At 56.7% G+C, this 15,994-nt stretch carries 16 protein-coding genes, 2 tRNA genes and 2 pseudogenes; 15 read left to right on the top strand and 5 right to left on the bottom strand.

Annotation, left to right across the window (positions count from 1 at the left end):
* The first annotated feature begins 76 nt into the window (after positions 1 to 76).
* From pstC to G485_RS0119905, 10 genes are all read left to right on the top strand, one after another.
* The gene (gene pstC / locus G485_RS0119955) at positions 77 to 1,006 is read left to right on the top strand and encodes a phosphate ABC transporter permease subunit PstC (RefSeq protein WP_051318433.1); all 930 of its coding nucleotides are present in this window, start codon (positions 77 to 79) and stop codon (positions 1,004 to 1,006) included.
* Positions 1,003 to 1,890, top strand: coding sequence for a phosphate ABC transporter permease PstA (pstA, locus tag G485_RS0119950; RefSeq protein WP_027093975.1), 888 nt, complete (start codon positions 1,003 to 1,005; stop codon positions 1,888 to 1,890). The genes pstC and pstA overlap by 4 nt, the downstream gene beginning before the upstream one ends.
* 12 nt (positions 1,891 to 1,902) lie before the next feature.
* Positions 1,903 to 2,661 (top strand): phosphate ABC transporter ATP-binding protein PstB, encoded by a 759-nt coding sequence (pstB, locus tag G485_RS0119945; protein WP_027093974.1) that lies wholly within the window; start codon positions 1,903 to 1,905, stop codon positions 2,659 to 2,661.
* A gap of 30 nt (positions 2,662 to 2,691) precedes the next feature.
* A complete protein-coding gene (gene pstB / locus G485_RS0119940) occupies positions 2,692 to 3,441 on the top strand; it encodes a phosphate ABC transporter ATP-binding protein PstB (RefSeq protein WP_035157379.1) in 750 nt (249 codons plus the stop codon).
* A gap of 17 nt (positions 3,442 to 3,458) precedes the next feature.
* Positions 3,459 to 4,118: a phosphate signaling complex protein PhoU gene (gene phoU, locus G485_RS0119935; RefSeq protein WP_027093972.1), complete on the top strand. Its 660-nt coding sequence runs from the start codon at positions 3,459 to 3,461 to the stop codon at positions 4,116 to 4,118.
* 342 nt (positions 4,119 to 4,460) lie between these two features.
* Positions 4,461 to 7,148 carry a DNA polymerase I gene (gene polA, locus G485_RS27445; protein ID WP_035157376.1) on the top strand — a complete coding sequence of 896 codons (2,688 nt, stop codon included), beginning with the start codon at positions 4,461 to 4,463 and terminating at the stop codon, positions 7,146 to 7,148.
* An 86-nt stretch (positions 7,149 to 7,234) separates the two neighbouring features.
* Positions 7,235 to 8,173: a DNA-formamidopyrimidine glycosylase gene (gene mutM / locus G485_RS0119920; protein WP_027093971.1), complete on the top strand. Its 939-nt coding sequence runs from the start codon at positions 7,235 to 7,237 to the stop codon at positions 8,171 to 8,173.
* Between the two features lie 105 nt (positions 8,174 to 8,278).
* Entirely contained in the window at positions 8,279 to 8,998 is a 720-nt protein-coding gene (locus tag G485_RS0119915) for an MntP/YtaF family protein (RefSeq protein WP_027093970.1), read from the top strand.
* An 18-nt stretch (positions 8,999 to 9,016) separates the two neighbouring features.
* Positions 9,017 to 9,613 carry a dephospho-CoA kinase gene (gene coaE / locus G485_RS0119910; RefSeq protein WP_027093969.1) on the top strand — a complete coding sequence of 199 codons (597 nt, stop codon included), beginning with the start codon at positions 9,017 to 9,019 and terminating at the stop codon, positions 9,611 to 9,613.
* Positions 9,610 to 10,188: a lytic transglycosylase domain-containing protein gene (locus G485_RS0119905; RefSeq protein WP_027093968.1), complete on the top strand. Its 579-nt coding sequence runs from the start codon at positions 9,610 to 9,612 to the stop codon at positions 10,186 to 10,188. Before coaE ends, G485_RS0119905 begins: the two co-directional genes overlap by 4 nt.
* Before the next feature lie 78 nt (positions 10,189 to 10,266).
* Here G485_RS0119905 and G485_RS0119900 read toward each other — a convergent pair whose 3' ends face one another.
* Complete coding sequence (locus tag G485_RS0119900) at positions 10,267 to 10,488, bottom strand: alpha/beta-type small acid-soluble spore protein (RefSeq protein ID WP_027093967.1); 222 nt, start codon at positions 10,486 to 10,488, stop codon at positions 10,267 to 10,269.
* Between the two features lie 121 nt (positions 10,489 to 10,609).
* Here G485_RS0119900 and nrdR point away from each other — a divergent pair, with 121 nt between their 5' ends.
* From nrdR to G485_RS0119885, 3 genes are all read left to right on the top strand, one after another.
* Entirely contained in the window at positions 10,610 to 11,071 is a 462-nt protein-coding gene (nrdR, locus tag G485_RS0119895; RefSeq protein WP_027093966.1) for a transcriptional regulator NrdR, read from the top strand.
* Between the two features lie 150 nt (positions 11,072 to 11,221).
* A tRNA-Ala gene (locus G485_RS0119890) sits at positions 11,222 to 11,297 on the top strand.
* Between the two features lie 10 nt (positions 11,298 to 11,307).
* A tRNA-Lys gene (locus tag G485_RS0119885) sits at positions 11,308 to 11,383 on the top strand.
* A gap of 315 nt (positions 11,384 to 11,698) precedes the next feature.
* Here G485_RS0119885 and G485_RS0119880 read toward each other — a convergent pair.
* A complete protein-coding gene (locus G485_RS0119880; protein ID WP_027093965.1) occupies positions 11,699 to 12,514 on the bottom strand; it encodes a DUF2935 domain-containing protein in 816 nt (271 codons plus the stop codon).
* A 177-nt stretch (positions 12,515 to 12,691) separates the two neighbouring features.
* Positions 12,692 to 12,835, bottom strand: a pseudogene (locus tag G485_RS31090) (transcriptional regulator); the annotation flags it as partial.
* A gap of 310 nt (positions 12,836 to 13,145) precedes the next feature.
* Here G485_RS31090 and mtnK point away from each other — a divergent pair.
* Together mtnK and G485_RS30175 are read left to right on the top strand one after the other, a co-directional pair.
* Positions 13,146 to 14,351 carry an S-methyl-5-thioribose kinase gene (mtnK, locus tag G485_RS0119875; protein ID WP_027093964.1) on the top strand — a complete coding sequence of 402 codons (1,206 nt, stop codon included), beginning with the start codon at positions 13,146 to 13,148 and terminating at the stop codon, positions 14,349 to 14,351.
* Between the two features lie 157 nt (positions 14,352 to 14,508).
* Positions 14,509 to 14,676: pseudogene (locus G485_RS30175) on the top strand (chorismate synthase); the annotation flags it as partial.
* Positions 14,677 to 14,739: 63 nt separating this feature from the next.
* Here G485_RS30175 and G485_RS0119865 read toward each other — a convergent pair.
* Together G485_RS0119865 and G485_RS0119860 are read right to left on the bottom strand one after the other, a co-directional pair.
* A complete protein-coding gene (locus tag G485_RS0119865) occupies positions 14,740 to 15,573 on the bottom strand; it encodes an alpha/beta fold hydrolase (protein WP_156922515.1) in 834 nt (277 codons plus the stop codon).
* Between the two features lie 117 nt (positions 15,574 to 15,690).
* Entirely contained in the window at positions 15,691 to 15,978 is a 288-nt protein-coding gene (locus tag G485_RS0119860) for a hypothetical protein (RefSeq protein WP_027093961.1), read from the bottom strand.
* Positions 15,979 to 15,994: the final 16 nt, after the last annotated feature.

Genomic DNA, 15,994 nt, shown 5'->3' with positions numbered 1-15,994 from the left:
TTGCAGATCGAATGATCTCAAGCGGCGAGAGGCGGACATACGTGCGCCTCTCCTTGCCGTTAAAGGAGAGCCTTGCATGAATTTACCAGCGACCGATATTCGCACCGCGCCCGCGGAGAAGGCCCCTAAACGCCAGCGGCATATCGCCGAGGAGTTTCGCGGGAAATTTTACGTTTATTTCTGCGTGCTGCTGATGATCGTCATCATCTTCTCCATCGTCTACTTTATCGCTTCGCGCGGACTTGCGCCGTTTATTGCGAACGGCGTCAGCGTGAAGGAGATGCTGTTCGGACTCAAATGGAATCCGGAAGGAGACCCTGCAGCGTTCGGGGCGCTTCCGTTCCTGTTCGGCTCGTTCGCCACTTCGCTGCTGGCGGCCGTCATCGCGGCTCCGCTTGGCTTCTGCGCGTCCGTCTTTATGACGGAAATTATGCCGAAGTTCGGGAAAACGCTTCTTCAGCCCGCCATCGAGCTGCTGGCCGGCATTCCGTCGGTCGTTTACGGCTTCGTCGGCTTGTCGGTTATTGTGCCCTTTCTGCGCGATACGTTCCCGGGTCAAGGAATCGGGATTCTGGCCGGTGCGCTTGTGCTGTCGGTCATGATCCTGCCGACGATCACGACGATCGCGACCGACGCGCTGCGCAGCTTGCCCAGCGGCTTGAAGGAAGGCTCCTATGCGCTCGGCGCGACGCGCTGGCAGACGATCTCCCGGATCATTCTGCCGACGACGCTGCCCTCTCTGCTGACCGGCGTCGTGCTCGGCATCGCGAGAGCGTTCGGCGAGGCGCTGGCGGTACAGATGGTCATCGGCAACGCTCCGCATATCCCGCACTCGCTGTTCGAATCGGCGACGACGCTGACCAGCATCATTACGCTGGAGATGGGCAACACGACCTCCGGCTCGCTTCATAACAACGCGCTGTGGAGCCTTGCGCTTATTTTGCTGCTGATGACCTTCGTGTTCGTATTCGTCGTCCGCGTATTGGAGAGGAGAGTGAAGCGATGAGAGCCAAGACGGTCGACCGGATCGCCACCAGCGTCATCATCGGCGTAGCCGTGCTCATTATGGCGGTGCTCGCCGCCTTGCTCGGGTTTTTGCTCGTGCGGGGCGTCCGGCATATCGATTTTCACTTCCTTACGTCTTTCCCGCAGGCGATCAAGACCGGCGGGGGCATCGGGCCGCAGCTGTTCAATTCGCTGTTCCTGCTCGTGCTGACGATGATCATTACGATCCCGCTCGGCCTCGGCGCGGGCATCTATATGAGCGAGTACGCCAAGCAGAACCGTCTGACGGACTTTATCCGCCTCGTGGTGGAAGTGCTGTCCTCGTTCCCTTCCATCGTCGTCGGCCTGTTCGGCCTGCTCGTCATCGTCAATACGTTCAACCTCGGCTATTCGCTGCTGTCGGGCGCCTTGGCGCTGACGGTGTTCAACCTGCCGATGATGGTCCGGCTCACCGAACAATCGCTGAGGGCCGTGCCCCGGGAGCAGAAGGAAGCGGGGCTTGCGCTCGGCATGTCCAAGTGGAAAACGATCACGTCGGTCATGCTGCCGGTTGCCCTGCCGTCCATTGTGACGGGCTCGATTCTGGCCGCCGGCCGCGTGTTCGGCGAAGCCGCCGCGCTGCTCTTCACGGCGGGCATGAGCTCGCCGCGGCTCGACTTCACCGACTGGAACCCGCTGCATCCGACTTCGCCGCTCAATCCGCTCCGTCCCGCGGAGACGCTGGCGGTGCATATTTGGAAGATCAACAGCGAAGGGCTTGCGCCCGACGCGCCGGAGATCGCGGCCGGCGCCTCCGCCGTGCTGGTCATTATGGTGCTGCTGTTCAATCTCGGCGCCCGCTGGTTCGGACGCGTCCTGTACCGCAAACTAACCGCGAGCAAGTAGGAGGAGCCAGCTATGAGCAAGCACGCTTTTTATACGAAGGATCTGTCGGTCTATTACGGCGAGAAGCAGGCGGTCAAGAAGATCAGCATGGAATTTCCCGCCCGCGAGGTCGTGGCCCTGATCGGACCGTCGGGCTGCGGCAAATCGACCTTCCTCCGCTCGCTCAACCGGATGAACGATCTCATTCCGGGCGCCCGGATCGAAGGCGAGGTATGGATCGAAGGCCGGAACATTTGCGATCCCGGAACCGACGTAGTCAGCCTTCGCCAGCGGATCGGCATGGTCTGGCAGCGTCCGAATCCTTTTCATAAGTCGATCTACGAAAATGTCGCGTTCGGTCCCCGCTACCACGGAATCCGCGGCAAGAAAGCGCTGGACGAGATCGTCGAGGAGTGTCTGCGCAAGACGGCATTGTGGGACGAAGTGAAGGATCGCCTTCATCAGTCCGCGCTCGCCCTGTCCGGCGGGCAGCAGCAGCGGCTCTGCATCGCCCGCTCGCTGGCCGTTCGGCCGAGCATTCTGCTGATGGACGAACCGGCGTCGGCGCTCGACCCGGTGTCCACTTCCAAAATCGAAGAGCTGATCGCCGAGCTGAAGAAGGAATATTCGATCGTCATCGTCACGCACAACATGCAGCAGGCGGCCCGCATCTCGGACAAGACGGCGTTCTTCTTCCTCGGGGACTTGATCGAATACGACGATACGCAGAAGATGTTCACGAACCCGTCCAAGAAATCGACGGACGACTATATCTCCGGCCGGTTCGGCTGACGCCGGGGCCCCGGGAGGGAATTCGAGCCTATGATTATCGAAATCGACAAATTGAATTTGTACTACGGCGATTTTCACGCGCTGAAGAACGTGAATCTGTCCATCCCGGAGCGCAGCGTAACGGCGTTCATCGGCCCGTCGGGCTGCGGCAAGTCGACGCTGCTCCGCACGCTCAACCGGATGAACGACACGATACCGGGCGTGCGAATCGAGGGTGACGTCACGATTCAGGGGCGGAACATTTACGCTTCGGAGACGGAGGTCGAAGTTTTGCGGAAGCGGGTCGGCATGGTGTTCCAGCAGCCGAATCCTTTTCCCAAATCGATCTACGACAACGTCGCTTACGGACCGAAGCTCCACGGCCGGATGAAGAAGGCGGAGCTGGACGAACTGGTCGAGCGAAGCTTGCGCGCGGCGTCCTTGTGGAATGAAGTGAAGGACGTGCTGAAGAAGTCGGCGTGGAGCCTGTCGGGCGGACAGCAGCAGCGGCTTTGCATCGCGCGGGCGCTTGCGGTCGAGCCGGACATTCTGCTCATGGACGAATCGACGTCGGCGCTCGATCCGATCTCAACGACGAAAATCGAGGAACTGACGCGCGAGCTCAGCAAAAAATACACGATCGTCATGGTGACCCACAACATGCATCAGGCGGCCCGCATCTCGGACCGGACGGTGTTTTTCCTGAACGGAGAAGTGGTGGAGGCGGCGGACACGCAGACTTTGTTCTCTTCGCCGGTCGATCAACGCACGGAAGACTATATTTCGGGAAGATTCGGATAAGGGGGCCGGGAGCGGCGATGGTGACGCGCAAGGAGTTCGATATCGGGCTTGAGCAATTGCAAAACATGCTGGTGGAAATGGGAGAACGCGTCGAGCGCGCGTTGGCGGATGCAATGGCCGCGCTTGGCCAACTGGACACGGCCGCGGCGCGGGAGATCGTGAAGAACGATCCGCTCATCAACCGGATTGAGGAGAACATCTCCGATCTGGGCGCGAAGCTGATCGCCACGCAGCAGCCGGTAGCCAAAGATTTGCGCCGCATTCTCGTGGCGCTCAAAATTTCGTCCGATCTGGAGCGGATGGGCGACTTGTCCGTCGACATCGCGAAGGTCGTGCTGCGTCTGGAAGGCCAGACGCTGATGAAGCCGCTGCACGATCTGCCGAGAATGGCGCTGATCGTGCGCACGATGATCGTCGAGTCGATCCAATCGTACATCGACGAGAACATCGACTTGGCGTACAAGATGGCCAAGGACGACGATCAGGTGGACGCGCTGTATTCGCAAATTTTGCGCGAGATGTTCTCGCTGATGGCGGAAAATCCGAAGACGGTGACGCAGGCGATGCATCTCAGCTTCGTCGGGCGCTATATCGAGCGGATCGCCGACCACGCGACGAACATCGGCGAGAGCGTCGTGTTCCTCGTTATGGGCAAGCGCCCGGATCTGAACCAGTAACGGCGGCGGCATCGGAGGCAATGCAGACAGGTGGAAGGCGGGGCTGAAGGCGAATATCGGCCCCGTCTTTTTGCGTCTTCACGTTTCTGCGTCTTCACCCTTCTTCAGACTTTCGACACCGAATGGCCCCTTTTTCATCCTATTTGGATGCTTATCCCCTCAACTCGGTTCCTTCTGCATGTTTGGTCCACAGCGCTTCAGGTGGTTCGACTCCGTATGGAGTTTTTATCCTGCCTGCCCGACGGGTAGACCGCTTTTTCCCATTCCCGGTTCGTCGCGGAGAGGGGCGTGTTTATGGTATGATGGACTAGAACGCACGCTACCGGACAAGGTGGATGAGAGATGGGCGACAAGAAGCGCAAAGTGCTGCTGATCGACGGCAACAGCATCGTGAACCGGGCTTTCTACGCGATGCCTCCGCTTACGAACAGCAGCGGATTACATACAAACGCGGTTTTCGGCTTTACGACCATGCTGCTGAAGGTGCTCGAGGAGGAGAAGCCGACTCACCTGCTCGTCGCTTTCGACGCGGGCAAGACGACGTTCCGCCACGAAGGCTACAGCGAGTACAAAGGGGGCCGGCAGAAGACGCCTCCGGAGCTGTCGGAGCAGTTCCCGCTGCTCAAGGAGCTGCTGGTCTCGTTCTCGATCGCGCAGTTCGAGCTGCCGGGCTACGAAGCCGACGACATTATCGGCACCTTGACCCGCCTGGCGGAAGAGCAAGGGCACGAGGCGGTCGTCGTCTCCGGCGACAAGGATATGCTGCAGCTCGCTTCGGAGCGGGTGACGGTGCTGCTCACCCGCAAAGGTGTCAGCGAGGTGGAGCGCTATACGCCGGACGAGATCGGGGAGAAATACGGCCTGAGGCCCGAGCAGATCATCGATCTGAAGGGCTTGATGGGCGACGCGTCCGACAACATCCCGGGCGTGCCGGGCGTCGGGGAGAAGACGGCGCTGAAGCTGCTGGCCGAGTACGGCACGGTCGAGAACGTGCTGGAGCATATGGGCGAGATTAAGGGCAAGCTCGGGGAAAATATTCGCAGCCACCACGAGGACGCGCGCATGAGCAAGCGGCTGGCGACGATCTTCCGGGAAGTGCCGCTGGAGCGGACGCTGGACGAGCTGGAGTGGAAAGGCTACAACGCGGCCGAGCTTGCCGCCGCTTTCCGCAAGCTCGAGTTCAAGTCGCTGATCGAGCGGCTCGACCTGTCGTCCGCGGCGGCCGGCGCGGCGGAGACGGACGACGCGGAGGCCGCCCGGGCAGCCGCCGCCTATGAGACGGTCTGGGTGCGCGGGCCGGCCGATTGGAAGGCGCTGAACGAGGCGCTGCCGCAGGCGGAAGCGCTGCTCGTCGAGTCGCACGGCGACAACCCGCACGAGAGCGAAGGCATAGGGCTTGCGATCGCAGCGGGCGGCCGCGTCTTCGCCTTGCCGTACGCTTCGCTGACGGCGGAAGAGGCCGGGCCGCTGCGCGATTGGCTGGCGGATGCCGATGCCGCGAAGACCGGCTGCGACTTGCATCGGGCGGAGCTGGTGCTGGCCCGTTCCGGCATCGCGCTGCGCGGCCTGGCGTTCGACGTGCAGCTGGCCGCTTATTTGCTGGATCCGACGGATGCCGACCCGTCGCTCGCGGGGCTGCTGGCGCGGCAGGGGCTGCCCGCCATCGCCACGGACGAAGCCGTCTTCGGCAAGGGCGCGAAATTCCGCGTGCCGGACGACGAAGCGCTGGCCGCCCATCTGGCGGCCAAGGCGGACGCCGTCCGCAGGCTCGCGGGGCCGCTAGCCGAAGAGCTGGACAAAGCGGGCATGCGGACGCTCTATTACGAGCTGGAGCAACCGCTGTCGGTCATTCTCGCCGGGATGGAGAAGCAAGGCATTACCGTCAAGGCGGAGGCGCTGGAGGAGCTGGGCAAGGAGTTCCAGAGCGGCATCGAGCGGACGATGGGCGAGATATACCGGCTTGCGGGCTTCGAGTTCAACATCGGCTCGACCAAGCAGCTCGGGGAAGTGCTGTTCGACAAGCTCGGCCTTCCCGTCATCAAGAAGACGAAGACCGGTTATTCCACCGACGCGGAAGTGCTGGAGAAGCTGGAGCCGTATCACGAGATCGTGCGCCTCATTCTCCATTACCGGACGCTGACGAAGCTGCAATCGACTTACATCGAAGGACTCCTCAAGGAAATCCGGCCGGAAGACGGCAAAATCCATACGTATTACCGGCAGACGATCGCGGCGACGGGGCGGCTGAGCAGCCAGTTCCCGAACCTGCAGAACATTCCGATCCGGCTGGAGGAGGGCCGCCAGATCCGCAAGGCGTTCGTGCCTTCCGAGCCGGGCTGGCATATCCTCGCGGCCGACTATTCGCAGATCGAGCTTCGGGTGCTGGCCCATATATCCGGCGACGAAGGGCTCAAGGAAGCGTTCCGCAACGAGATGGACGTTCATACGAAGACGGCGATGGACGTGTTCGGCGTCCCGGCGGATCAGGTGGATTCGAATATGCGGCGGCAGGCGAAGGCCGTCAACTTCGGCATCGTGTACGGCATCAGCGACTACGGCCTGTCGCAGAACCTGAACATTACGCGGAAGGACGCCGCCGCGTTCATCGAGCAATACTTCAACGCCTTCCCCGGCGTGCGCAAATATATGGACGACATCGTAGCGCAAGCGAGGCAGGATGGTTACGTGGCGACGCTGCTCGGCCGGCGCCGCTACTTGCCTGACATTCGCGCCTCGAACTACAATCTCCGGTCGTTCGCGGAGCGGACGGCGATGAACACGCCGATCCAGGGAACGGCCGCCGACATTATCAAGCTCGCGATGGTCAGAATGGACGAGACGCTGAAAGCTCGCGGCCTGCAAAGCCGCATGCTGCTTCAGGTGCACGACGAACTCGTCTTCGAGGTTCCGCCGGACGAGCTGGAGACGATGACGGCGCTCGTGCCCGAAGTGATGGCGGGCGCGTTCCCGCTCGACGTTCCGCTGAAGGCGGACGTCAACGTCGGCGTCAACTGGTACGAAGCGAAATAAAACCAATCGGCCTGAACCGGCGGTTCGGGCCTTTACCTATCCTATATAACGAATAAAGCTCATAGGCTGTAAAGGAGGAACAAATTGTGCCGGAACTTCCGGAGGTCGAAACCGTGCGCCGCACCTTGACAAGCTTGATCACCGGCAAGACGATCCGGAGCGTAACCGTCAGTCTGCCCCGCATCTTGCAGAAGCCGGACGATCCGGCGGCGTTTGCGGCCATGCTCGAAGGCCGCACGTTCCAAGGCGTCGAGCGGCGCGGCAAGTTTTTGCGGCTTCTCCTCGACGGACTCGTGCTGGTCTCCCATCTGCGCATGGAGGGCCGATACGGCTTGTACCGCGAAGAAGATCCCGTTGAACCGCATACGCACGTCATTTTCCATTTTACCGACGGTACCGCTTTACGATACAAAGACGTCCGCCAATTCGGCACGATGCATCTGTTCGCGCCCGGAGAGGAATTCCGCTCCCCGCCGCTCAACAAGCTCGGGCTCGAGCCGCTGGACGATACGTTCACGACGGAGGCGTTCCGCAAGGCGCTCGGCAGCCGGACGACGAAGATCAAACCGCTGCTGCTCAATCAGGAGATCGTCGTCGGTCTCGGCAACATCTACGTGGACGAAGCGCTTCACGCTGCGCGTATCCATCCGGAACGGCCGGCCGACACGCTGACGGGAGCGGAGCGGAACCGGCTGTATGCGTCCATTCGGGCCACGCTCGGCTCCGCCGTGGAAGCCGGAGGCTCCTCGATCAAGTCCTACGTCAACGGACAAGGCGAGATGGGGATGTTCCAGCATCAGCTTCGCGTGTACGGCCGAACGGGCGAACCTTGCGACCGATGCGGCTCTCCCATCGTCAAATTTACGGTCGGAGGACGGGGCACGCACGTCTGCCCGAAGTGCCAGAAACCCCCGAAGGGAAGCGCGGCGCCGGCAGGCGCAGACAGTCCGGGAGTTCGCAAGGCGCGAACGAACGCGGTCAAGCTGCGGCTTGATGGAGACAATCGGCCCTTCAAGGCGAAATAAATCGAAGGGGGCATTCGCCTCCGCCCTGCATAGGATGGATTCAGAGGCGTTCCTGCGCCCAAGGCGACGGGAACGACGATGTTTCGCCATGCAGGAGGAACGGCCATGCATCCTTACAGCTTGATGTCTTTGATTTTGCTCGCCATGGCGGTCAGTCTTGACGGGTTCGGCGTCGGCATCACCTACGGCCTGCGCAAAATCCGCATTCCGCTGCTGTCCGTCGCCATTATTTCGCTCTGTTCCGGACTGATCATCCTGACATCGATGATGGTCGGAGTCGCGCTGTCCCGCTGGCTGTCGCCGCATGGAGCGTCGGCGGTCGGCGCCGGCATTCTGATCTGCATCGGGATTTGGGCGTTGGTGCAGTTTTTTCGCAACCGGGAGAAGGAAGGTCCCTCTCCTGCCGAGGAGAGAAGCGATGAGCATAAGGCTTCGGTCTCCGCTTCGGCTTCCGTTCCGCTCTCCGCTTCGGCCTCGGCCGAACGTGCGGTGCTCACTTTGGAACTGCGGCGCATGGGCATCATTATTCAAATTTTGCGGACGCCGTCCGCAGCAGACGTCGACCGTTCGGGCATTATTACGGCCGGCGAAGCGTTTCTGCTCGGCATGGCCTTGTCGCTGGACGCGTTCGGTGCGGGCATCGGGGCGGCGCTGGTCGGGTTTCCGCCGCTTCTTACCGCCGGGCTCATCTCCCTGGCGAGCGGAACGTTTCTGTGGCTCGGCATGAGAGTCGGCTTCGTCGTCGCGGGATGGCGCTGGGTTCGGCGTTTAACCGTTCTTCCAGGCATTATCCTGATCGTAATGGGAATCATGAAGCTGTTATAGATAAAGAAGAGGTGCAGCATGAATATCGGACTGACCGGAGGGATCGCCACCGGCAAAAGCACCGTCAGCCGCCTGCTGACGGAACGGGGAGCGGCCCTTGTCGATTTGGATCGGATCGCCCGGGAAGTAGTGGAGCCCGGGCAGGCTCCGCTTCGTCAGATCGTCCAGCGGTTCGGACAAGCCGTCCTGAACGAGGACGGAACGCTGAACCGGAGCAAGCTGGGCGCGATCGTCTTCTCGAACGAAGCCGAACGCAAAGCGCTCGAAGCGATTACGCATCCCGCCATCCGGGCATCGATGCGCGACCAGATGGAAGCGTTGCAGCGCGAACGGCCGGACCGTCTCGTCGTCGTCGACGTTCCGCTTCTGTACGAGTCGGGGCTGCAGCCCTTTTTCGAACGGGTCATGGTCGTTTACGCGCCGCGCGCCGTTCAGTTGGAAAGGCTGATGAAGCGCAACGCGCTGTCCGAGGAAGAGGCGATGCAGCGCATCAACGCGCAGATGGACATCGAAGAGAAAAGAAGGCTGGCCGATATCGTCATCGACAACGGTTCCAGCCTTGAGCATACCGTGGAGCAGGTCGACCGGTTCTGGCGGGATATGGGACTGGCATGAAGGGGAAGCGGAAAAACAAACGGACCCGAGCCGTCCTGCTGCTTCTCGTCGTCGTCATCGGAATTTTGTTTATCCGGTCCGAGTGGCTTGGCAGAACGATTTATCCGATATACTATAAAGAGGAAATCAAACGCACCGCCGAGCTTTACAAGATCGATCCGCTGCTCATCGCCTCCATCATCCGGGTGGAATCGAACTACAAGCCGGAAGCGGTGTCTCCGAAGGGCGCCATCGGAATTATGCAGGTGATGCCGGACACGGCGCAGTGGATTTTGAAGCGGGAGAAAAATTTCGGAACCCTGACCATGGACGACATCGGGCGGGAGCCGGAGGCCGGCATTCGGGTCGGCACCTGGTACATCCAGGAGCTGCTGCGGCAATTTGACGGCAACCTGGTCGTCTCCCTGGCAGCTTATAACGCCGGTCCCGGCAACGTTCGCGAATGGCTCAAGAGCAAGAAGTGGGACGGCAAGGAGGAGACCGTTCGCGACATTCCGTTCGGGGAGACGAGGCAATACGTTCAGAAGGTTCTTTATTATTACAATAAGTACAAGCAGGTGCATAAGAACTTATAATTCGTCCGTGTTCCGCAAACAAGAGAAAGCCTTGAAGCCTTGGGGCTTCAAAGCTTTCCGTTTATCGGTTACTGACCATTACTTGAATTGACCGGCAAGTTGCTGCTCGGCGATCTGAACCAAACGTTTCGTGATTTGGCCCCCGATATGGCCCGTGTCGCGCGTTACGATGTTGCCATAGTAACCGTCTTGCGGAAGGGTAATACCGAGTTCTTGCGCCACTTCATACTTCAGTTGGTCCAGCGCGCCGAACGCTTGAGGGACGACCAGCTGATTGCTGCTGCGGGATCCTGCGCCCATTGTTGTTCACCTCCTTGCGGTTGGTACAAGTATTATGTGCATTGCAGCAAGCTTCATGTAAGGGATAGCATGGGAAAATCAGGCTACAATCCATCGATTTCGGGAAGGAGATGATACGCGCGTGAAATGCCCTTATTGCGATTATAACGGCACGAAAGTGCTGGATTCGCGTCCGGCCAACGACAACAAATCGATCCGCCGACGCCGGGAATGCGAGCAGTGCAGCCGCCGATTTACGACGTTCGAGATGGTCGAGGAGACGCCGCTGATCGTCATCAAGAAGGACGGGGGGCGGGAGGAGTTTAGCCGGGACAAGGTGCTGCGCGGATTGCTCCGTTCCTGCGAGAAGAGGCCCGTATCGATCGAGCAGTTGGAAGTGATCGTCTCCAACGTGGAGCGGGAGCTGCGCAACACGGCGAATCCGGAGATCGAGAGCCGCGTTATCGGCGAACTGCTCATGGAGCAGCTGTACGCCGTCGATGAAGTCGCCTATGTCCGGTTTGCGTCCGTATATAGGCAATTCAAGGACATTAACATGTTTCTGAAGGAGCTCAATTCGCTCATCAACAAGCACGGGATTTAATGAAGCGGGAAGGGGGAAGCGGGATTTGCACAAAATTAGTCAAAATCGCAACCGCTTCTTCCTTCGGACTCAGACGGCAAAAAGGACGTTGACAGCACCGTCGCCGCTGTGATAAACTCAATCTTGTCGTCAAGAGAACGACAAGCTCCTGGGGAATTAGCTCAGCTGGGAGAGCGCATCGCTGGCAGCGATGAGGTCAGGGGTTCGATCCCCCTATTCTCCACCAAACTTCATTCGGGTTCTTAGCTCAGTTGGTAGAGCAGGTGACTCTTAATCATCTGGTCCAGGGTTCGAGTCCCTGAGAACCCACCAGCTTTTAGACATGAAACGGCAGAGATGCCGTTTTTTTGTTTCAATATATCCTACATTCCACACATGTGGAGTGCTGTTCACTGTTAGTTCGGAAGGACAATGACATGAAGTGTCAAGCCCTTCCTTCTTAAGGATTGCCCGGTAAAAAATTTCGGTAACGCGGATTGTCTCCGCCGCCGTGATTTTTGTCCCTTTGCAAGAGGGACAGCAAGTAACCGATGAAGCCATTCTGGCTTGACCCCTTAACCGCGTACAAAGGCAGTTCATTTCCTTATATATACCTTAATTTGCAGGCTCATTCGATTATCCGAAATATCAATCAAAGTAAACATTTTGGGCAGGTTTTCCGGTCAATGTATTTTCGAACATGTCGATGATGAAAAGAAATCTTTCAGCCTCGCGGAAAACATGGTCCGCTAATAACGGATGGATGATACTTTTTATTCGACAAGCTTCAATTAAGTCGCGTGCGGTTTTCTTGAAGTCCCGCAATGATTTTACCGAGACTCTGTTTTGGTCTAAAAATTGGTCTAGTAAAGGAACGGTTTGGGATTGCGGGCGCATGGAATCTATGTCCCTTGCCTGAAATAATAATTGGTCAAATTCTTCGCTAAATTGTCTTGCCTGGTCTACTAATTTCCTTTCGGAAGGGTCAAGGAGATGACCAATAAATTTTGCGTGATCCGCCATTATTCTCAGGAAGAACACATTTTCGTTGATAATGGCATCGGGTAAAGGATCTAATCGCCCTGCATTGAGTTGTTCTAGTCGATTTCTAAAGTAAAATGCTTCTCTGCTTGTATGATCTACCAACAAAGGGAAGTTATTTTGTCCCGGAAGCTGACATTGTAAAATTAAGCCAAGCACTTTCCTTTTAAATGCCCAAATGTGGGAGACAGCGGTATGAACTTCAAGATTAAAACGTTGGATGGTTTGCGGGTCTGCTCCAGCGTCAAATGTATGCGCTCTGCTTTCGATTGCTTCGAATGTGGAATAAAAATGATTTGCTTCACTAATCAGTTGAGTGTCTTCACATCTAAAACCAAGTTTCAAAAAAAGTGAATGTTCCTTCATAATACGCGACCAAAACCTTATTTCGTCTAAGGAACGAACGACAAATCCATTCGACATTTCATTCACTCCCCCAAAAAAACCATATTATTATATGTATTGAAGTAAAGATTCTTTTTATGACATTTGACAAGCTAAAGTGACGAATATGTCTAATAAATAACACCCCCTCCTACTGAAGTGCACCCCTTATAGTGGACATTGGAAAAACACCCTGGTGTTTTAGCCGATGAGCGGCCAACATAAGTCCTTAAAACGTCTCACGTCGAGATCTCTTGCGTGAGATCCGTAGCCTTGATTTTCGATTCCTCCCTTTACATCTCCGCTTGGCATATAAGCCAGATCCAGATAGCGATAGCCATTGTTGAAATCTCGCACTTCCCCTTTTTTCATTTAATGATTATTGTTTCACCTTGCTAACGCTGTTGCGAAATCCGTAAGAGGCAACGTGGAACGATGAAATGCTTAAACAAGCCTCCATTGGCAATGTTTTCTACGCAAGTGTTTAGGTGATCAAGAATCACTATGCATATTAATATATTGAGTTTACGCAGTTTTTCTTAGCGGGCTGTCGCCAAGCCGCCGGCATTGCAGTGCGTCAATACGCCCTTGCCGTCACGGAACAGCTCCAGCCCGTGCTCGCCGATATATGCTAGGCTAAATAGGAATCGGTATTCGGAGGGATGCGGAAATGACAAATTATCACGCCTTAACGCAAGCGGAAGCGGTCGAGTATGCACGCGGCATCGAGGATGTATTCCCGGATGGTGCGCAGCTGAAGTCACGGGAGGTCGGCGACGGTAATCTTAACCTTGTGGTTCATATATCGGATCCGGCATCAGGGCGGGCCTTAATTCTGAAGCAGGCGCTGCCTTACGCCAAGGTAATCGGCGAATCGGTTCCCTTGACGCTGGACAGAGTACGCATTGAATGCGAAGCATTGCGCATTCAAGGGGAGCTTTGTCCTGATCTGACGCCAAAGGTATACGCGTACGAGCCGGATTTGGCGTTGATGGTCATGGAGGATTTGAGTGATCACATCGTCATGCGCCGCGGACTGATGGAGCGGGGCCGTTATCCGTTGTTCGCCGAGCATATCGGATCATTCTTGGCGCGGACGTTGTTCTTCACCTCGGACCTGGCCATGGACCAACAGGAGAAGAAACTGCGGGTGAAAGCGTTCATCAATCCGGAGCTTTGCAATATCACCGAGGATCTCATCTTATACGCTCCTTATACAAAGTCCCGGATGAATATCTTCGAGCCTCATATCCGAGATGCCGTTGAGCGCATTTGGGCGGATAAGGAGCTGCATCTCGAGGTCACGCTGCTGAGGGAGAAATTTCTGACGAAAGCACAGGCCCTGCTGCATGGCGATTTGCATACAGATAATATCTTCATCAAGCCGGATTCGACGAAGGTCATTGATCCCGAATTTGCTTATTACGGTCCGATGGGCTTTGATATCGGGACGGTTATCGCCAATCTGCTGCTGAACTATTCAGGCCAAGAGGGCTGGAGCACGGATGCGCTGGAGCGCACCGATTACCGCCGTTACCTGCTGGATACCGTGCACGACTTATGGACACAATTCGAGCTTCAGTTCCGCGAGCTTTGGAACGGGCATGCCGCCGACCGGATGGCGAAGACCCGAGGATATCAGGATTTGTATGTGGCAAGACTGCTGCAGGACACAATCGGATTTGCCGGGGCGATAATGTTGTGCCGCGTCCATGGTTTTATCCACGTCGCGGACATCGACCACATCGAAGATGCGGCTGCCCGCGAACGGGCACAGCGGATCGCGCTGCAGATCGGCGTGGCGCTGATCAAACGGAACCGCTCCGCCCGCTCTATTGAGGAAGTGTTGGATATTGCTTTAAAAGCTGTAAACTAAGGAGCCGAACTTATCATGACGAACGAAGCTGGACATGCGGCGGCTGGGGAACAAAGCTGGCCATTGAATGAGCTTATGCAAACTACTCGCTCTGAGAAAGGAGCATTCGGGTGAAACGATCAGCCGCTAACGACAACTTGATGTCAAGGCGGACAGCGAGGCCGATGCTCCTAGGGGGGAGCTCAACATTAAAGGAGAAGATCAGCAGATTCGCATAGAAGGCCGGCATCCGTGCATTTGCCCGAGAATCGTGCCGGTCGTAGAGGCCATGGCATGTCTCGTTTTGGAGGATCAGTTCAAACGACATGCCGCAATGTTAGACTGAATGGAAAAGACGACTACTCATTCAAAATGAATAAGAGTCGTCTTTTTGTTTCGTTAATGCCGATCAATCGACGAAACGATGGATCTCCTCCAACACCTTGCGATGCTCCTGTGAAAAGACACCGTGGCCCGCATGGGGAAATAGAATCAGCTTGGAGCCCGGAATACGACGGTTCAGAATCTTGGCATGCTTCGGACTGAAGACCCAATCATCCTCGCCGTGAATAATAAGCGTTGGTGCCGAAATTCGCCCGAGCCGATGGTACGAATCGAAATTCTTGCTCGCCTCATGATGAATCTCCATGCTTCTAGGGTTCGAAGGCGCGATCTGCATCCGTTCCACGAGCGAAGCGATCAAGTCCGGATTCTCCCGGATATAGACTTTGGAGTAAAGCATATTTAGCGTGTCTTGCGGGGAAAATGCAGCGTTCTTTCGCATCAGCCACTTGATCATCCGAAAAGAAGGCGGCACCCGTTTGACCCCGCAGGTCGTGGAGCATAAGATTAATTTCGACACGCGGCTGGGGAATTCGATTGCAAGCTCCTGCGCAATCATTCCCCCCATGGATTGGCCTAAAATATGTGCCTTTTCGATATCGAGCGCGTTCATTAGCCCAATGACATCCTTGGCCATATCCGAGATGTCGTACGCTTCTGTCGGAGCGTCGCTCCGGCCTGTACCTCGATGATCGAGCATGATGAAGCTGTTCCTTTCGCTTAACGCGGCCTTGATTGCCGGGTTCCACCAGTCCATGTCGCTGTCTTTTCCTGTAAGTCCGATCAAAGGAAATCCTTCCCCGATCCATTCATAACAAATGTTAACGCCGTTGACGAATGCTTTTTTCAAAATTACCCACACTCCAGTTTCGTAATCTCTTGCCGCCTGAACGATATCCAAGATCAATATATTCTACGGAAGGGAATAGAGTGAGGATGAAAGGGAAAGGCCCTCAGCCGATTGACGGCTAGAGCCTTTTTGTGTAGAACTCCTGTTTTAATCCTCTTTCTCAGATTGTTATGTCCACGTGGATTCCTCGGACATTTTCGATTTCTGATCCGTTGGGGAGAGTGCATTCACGCGCTCCAGTCCAACCCTCATTAATTCTTGGCCAGCCGCCATTATACCGCTCTTCAAGGAATTGGCGATCGTTCCTAAATTTAAATCGGACGGTTGATTTACATCGCGCGTCACATTCGCAAGTTCTTTGCCGACGTTGGTAGCGCCGCTTTTCAAAGCAACATCGGCGAAATATAGGATCTCTTTCTTTACTCCCTTGAAGACCTTTTTTATGTGATCTGACATGTGCCTCACCTCCTCG

Origin of the sequence: Cohnella thermotolerans DSM 17683 (assembly GCF_000429825.1) — a bacterium.
Classification (GTDB): Bacteria; Bacillota; Bacilli; order Paenibacillales; family Paenibacillaceae; genus Cohnella; species Cohnella thermotolerans.
Note: the sequence above shows the minus strand (reverse complement) of the source record. Positions and strands in the feature narration are given on the sequence as shown.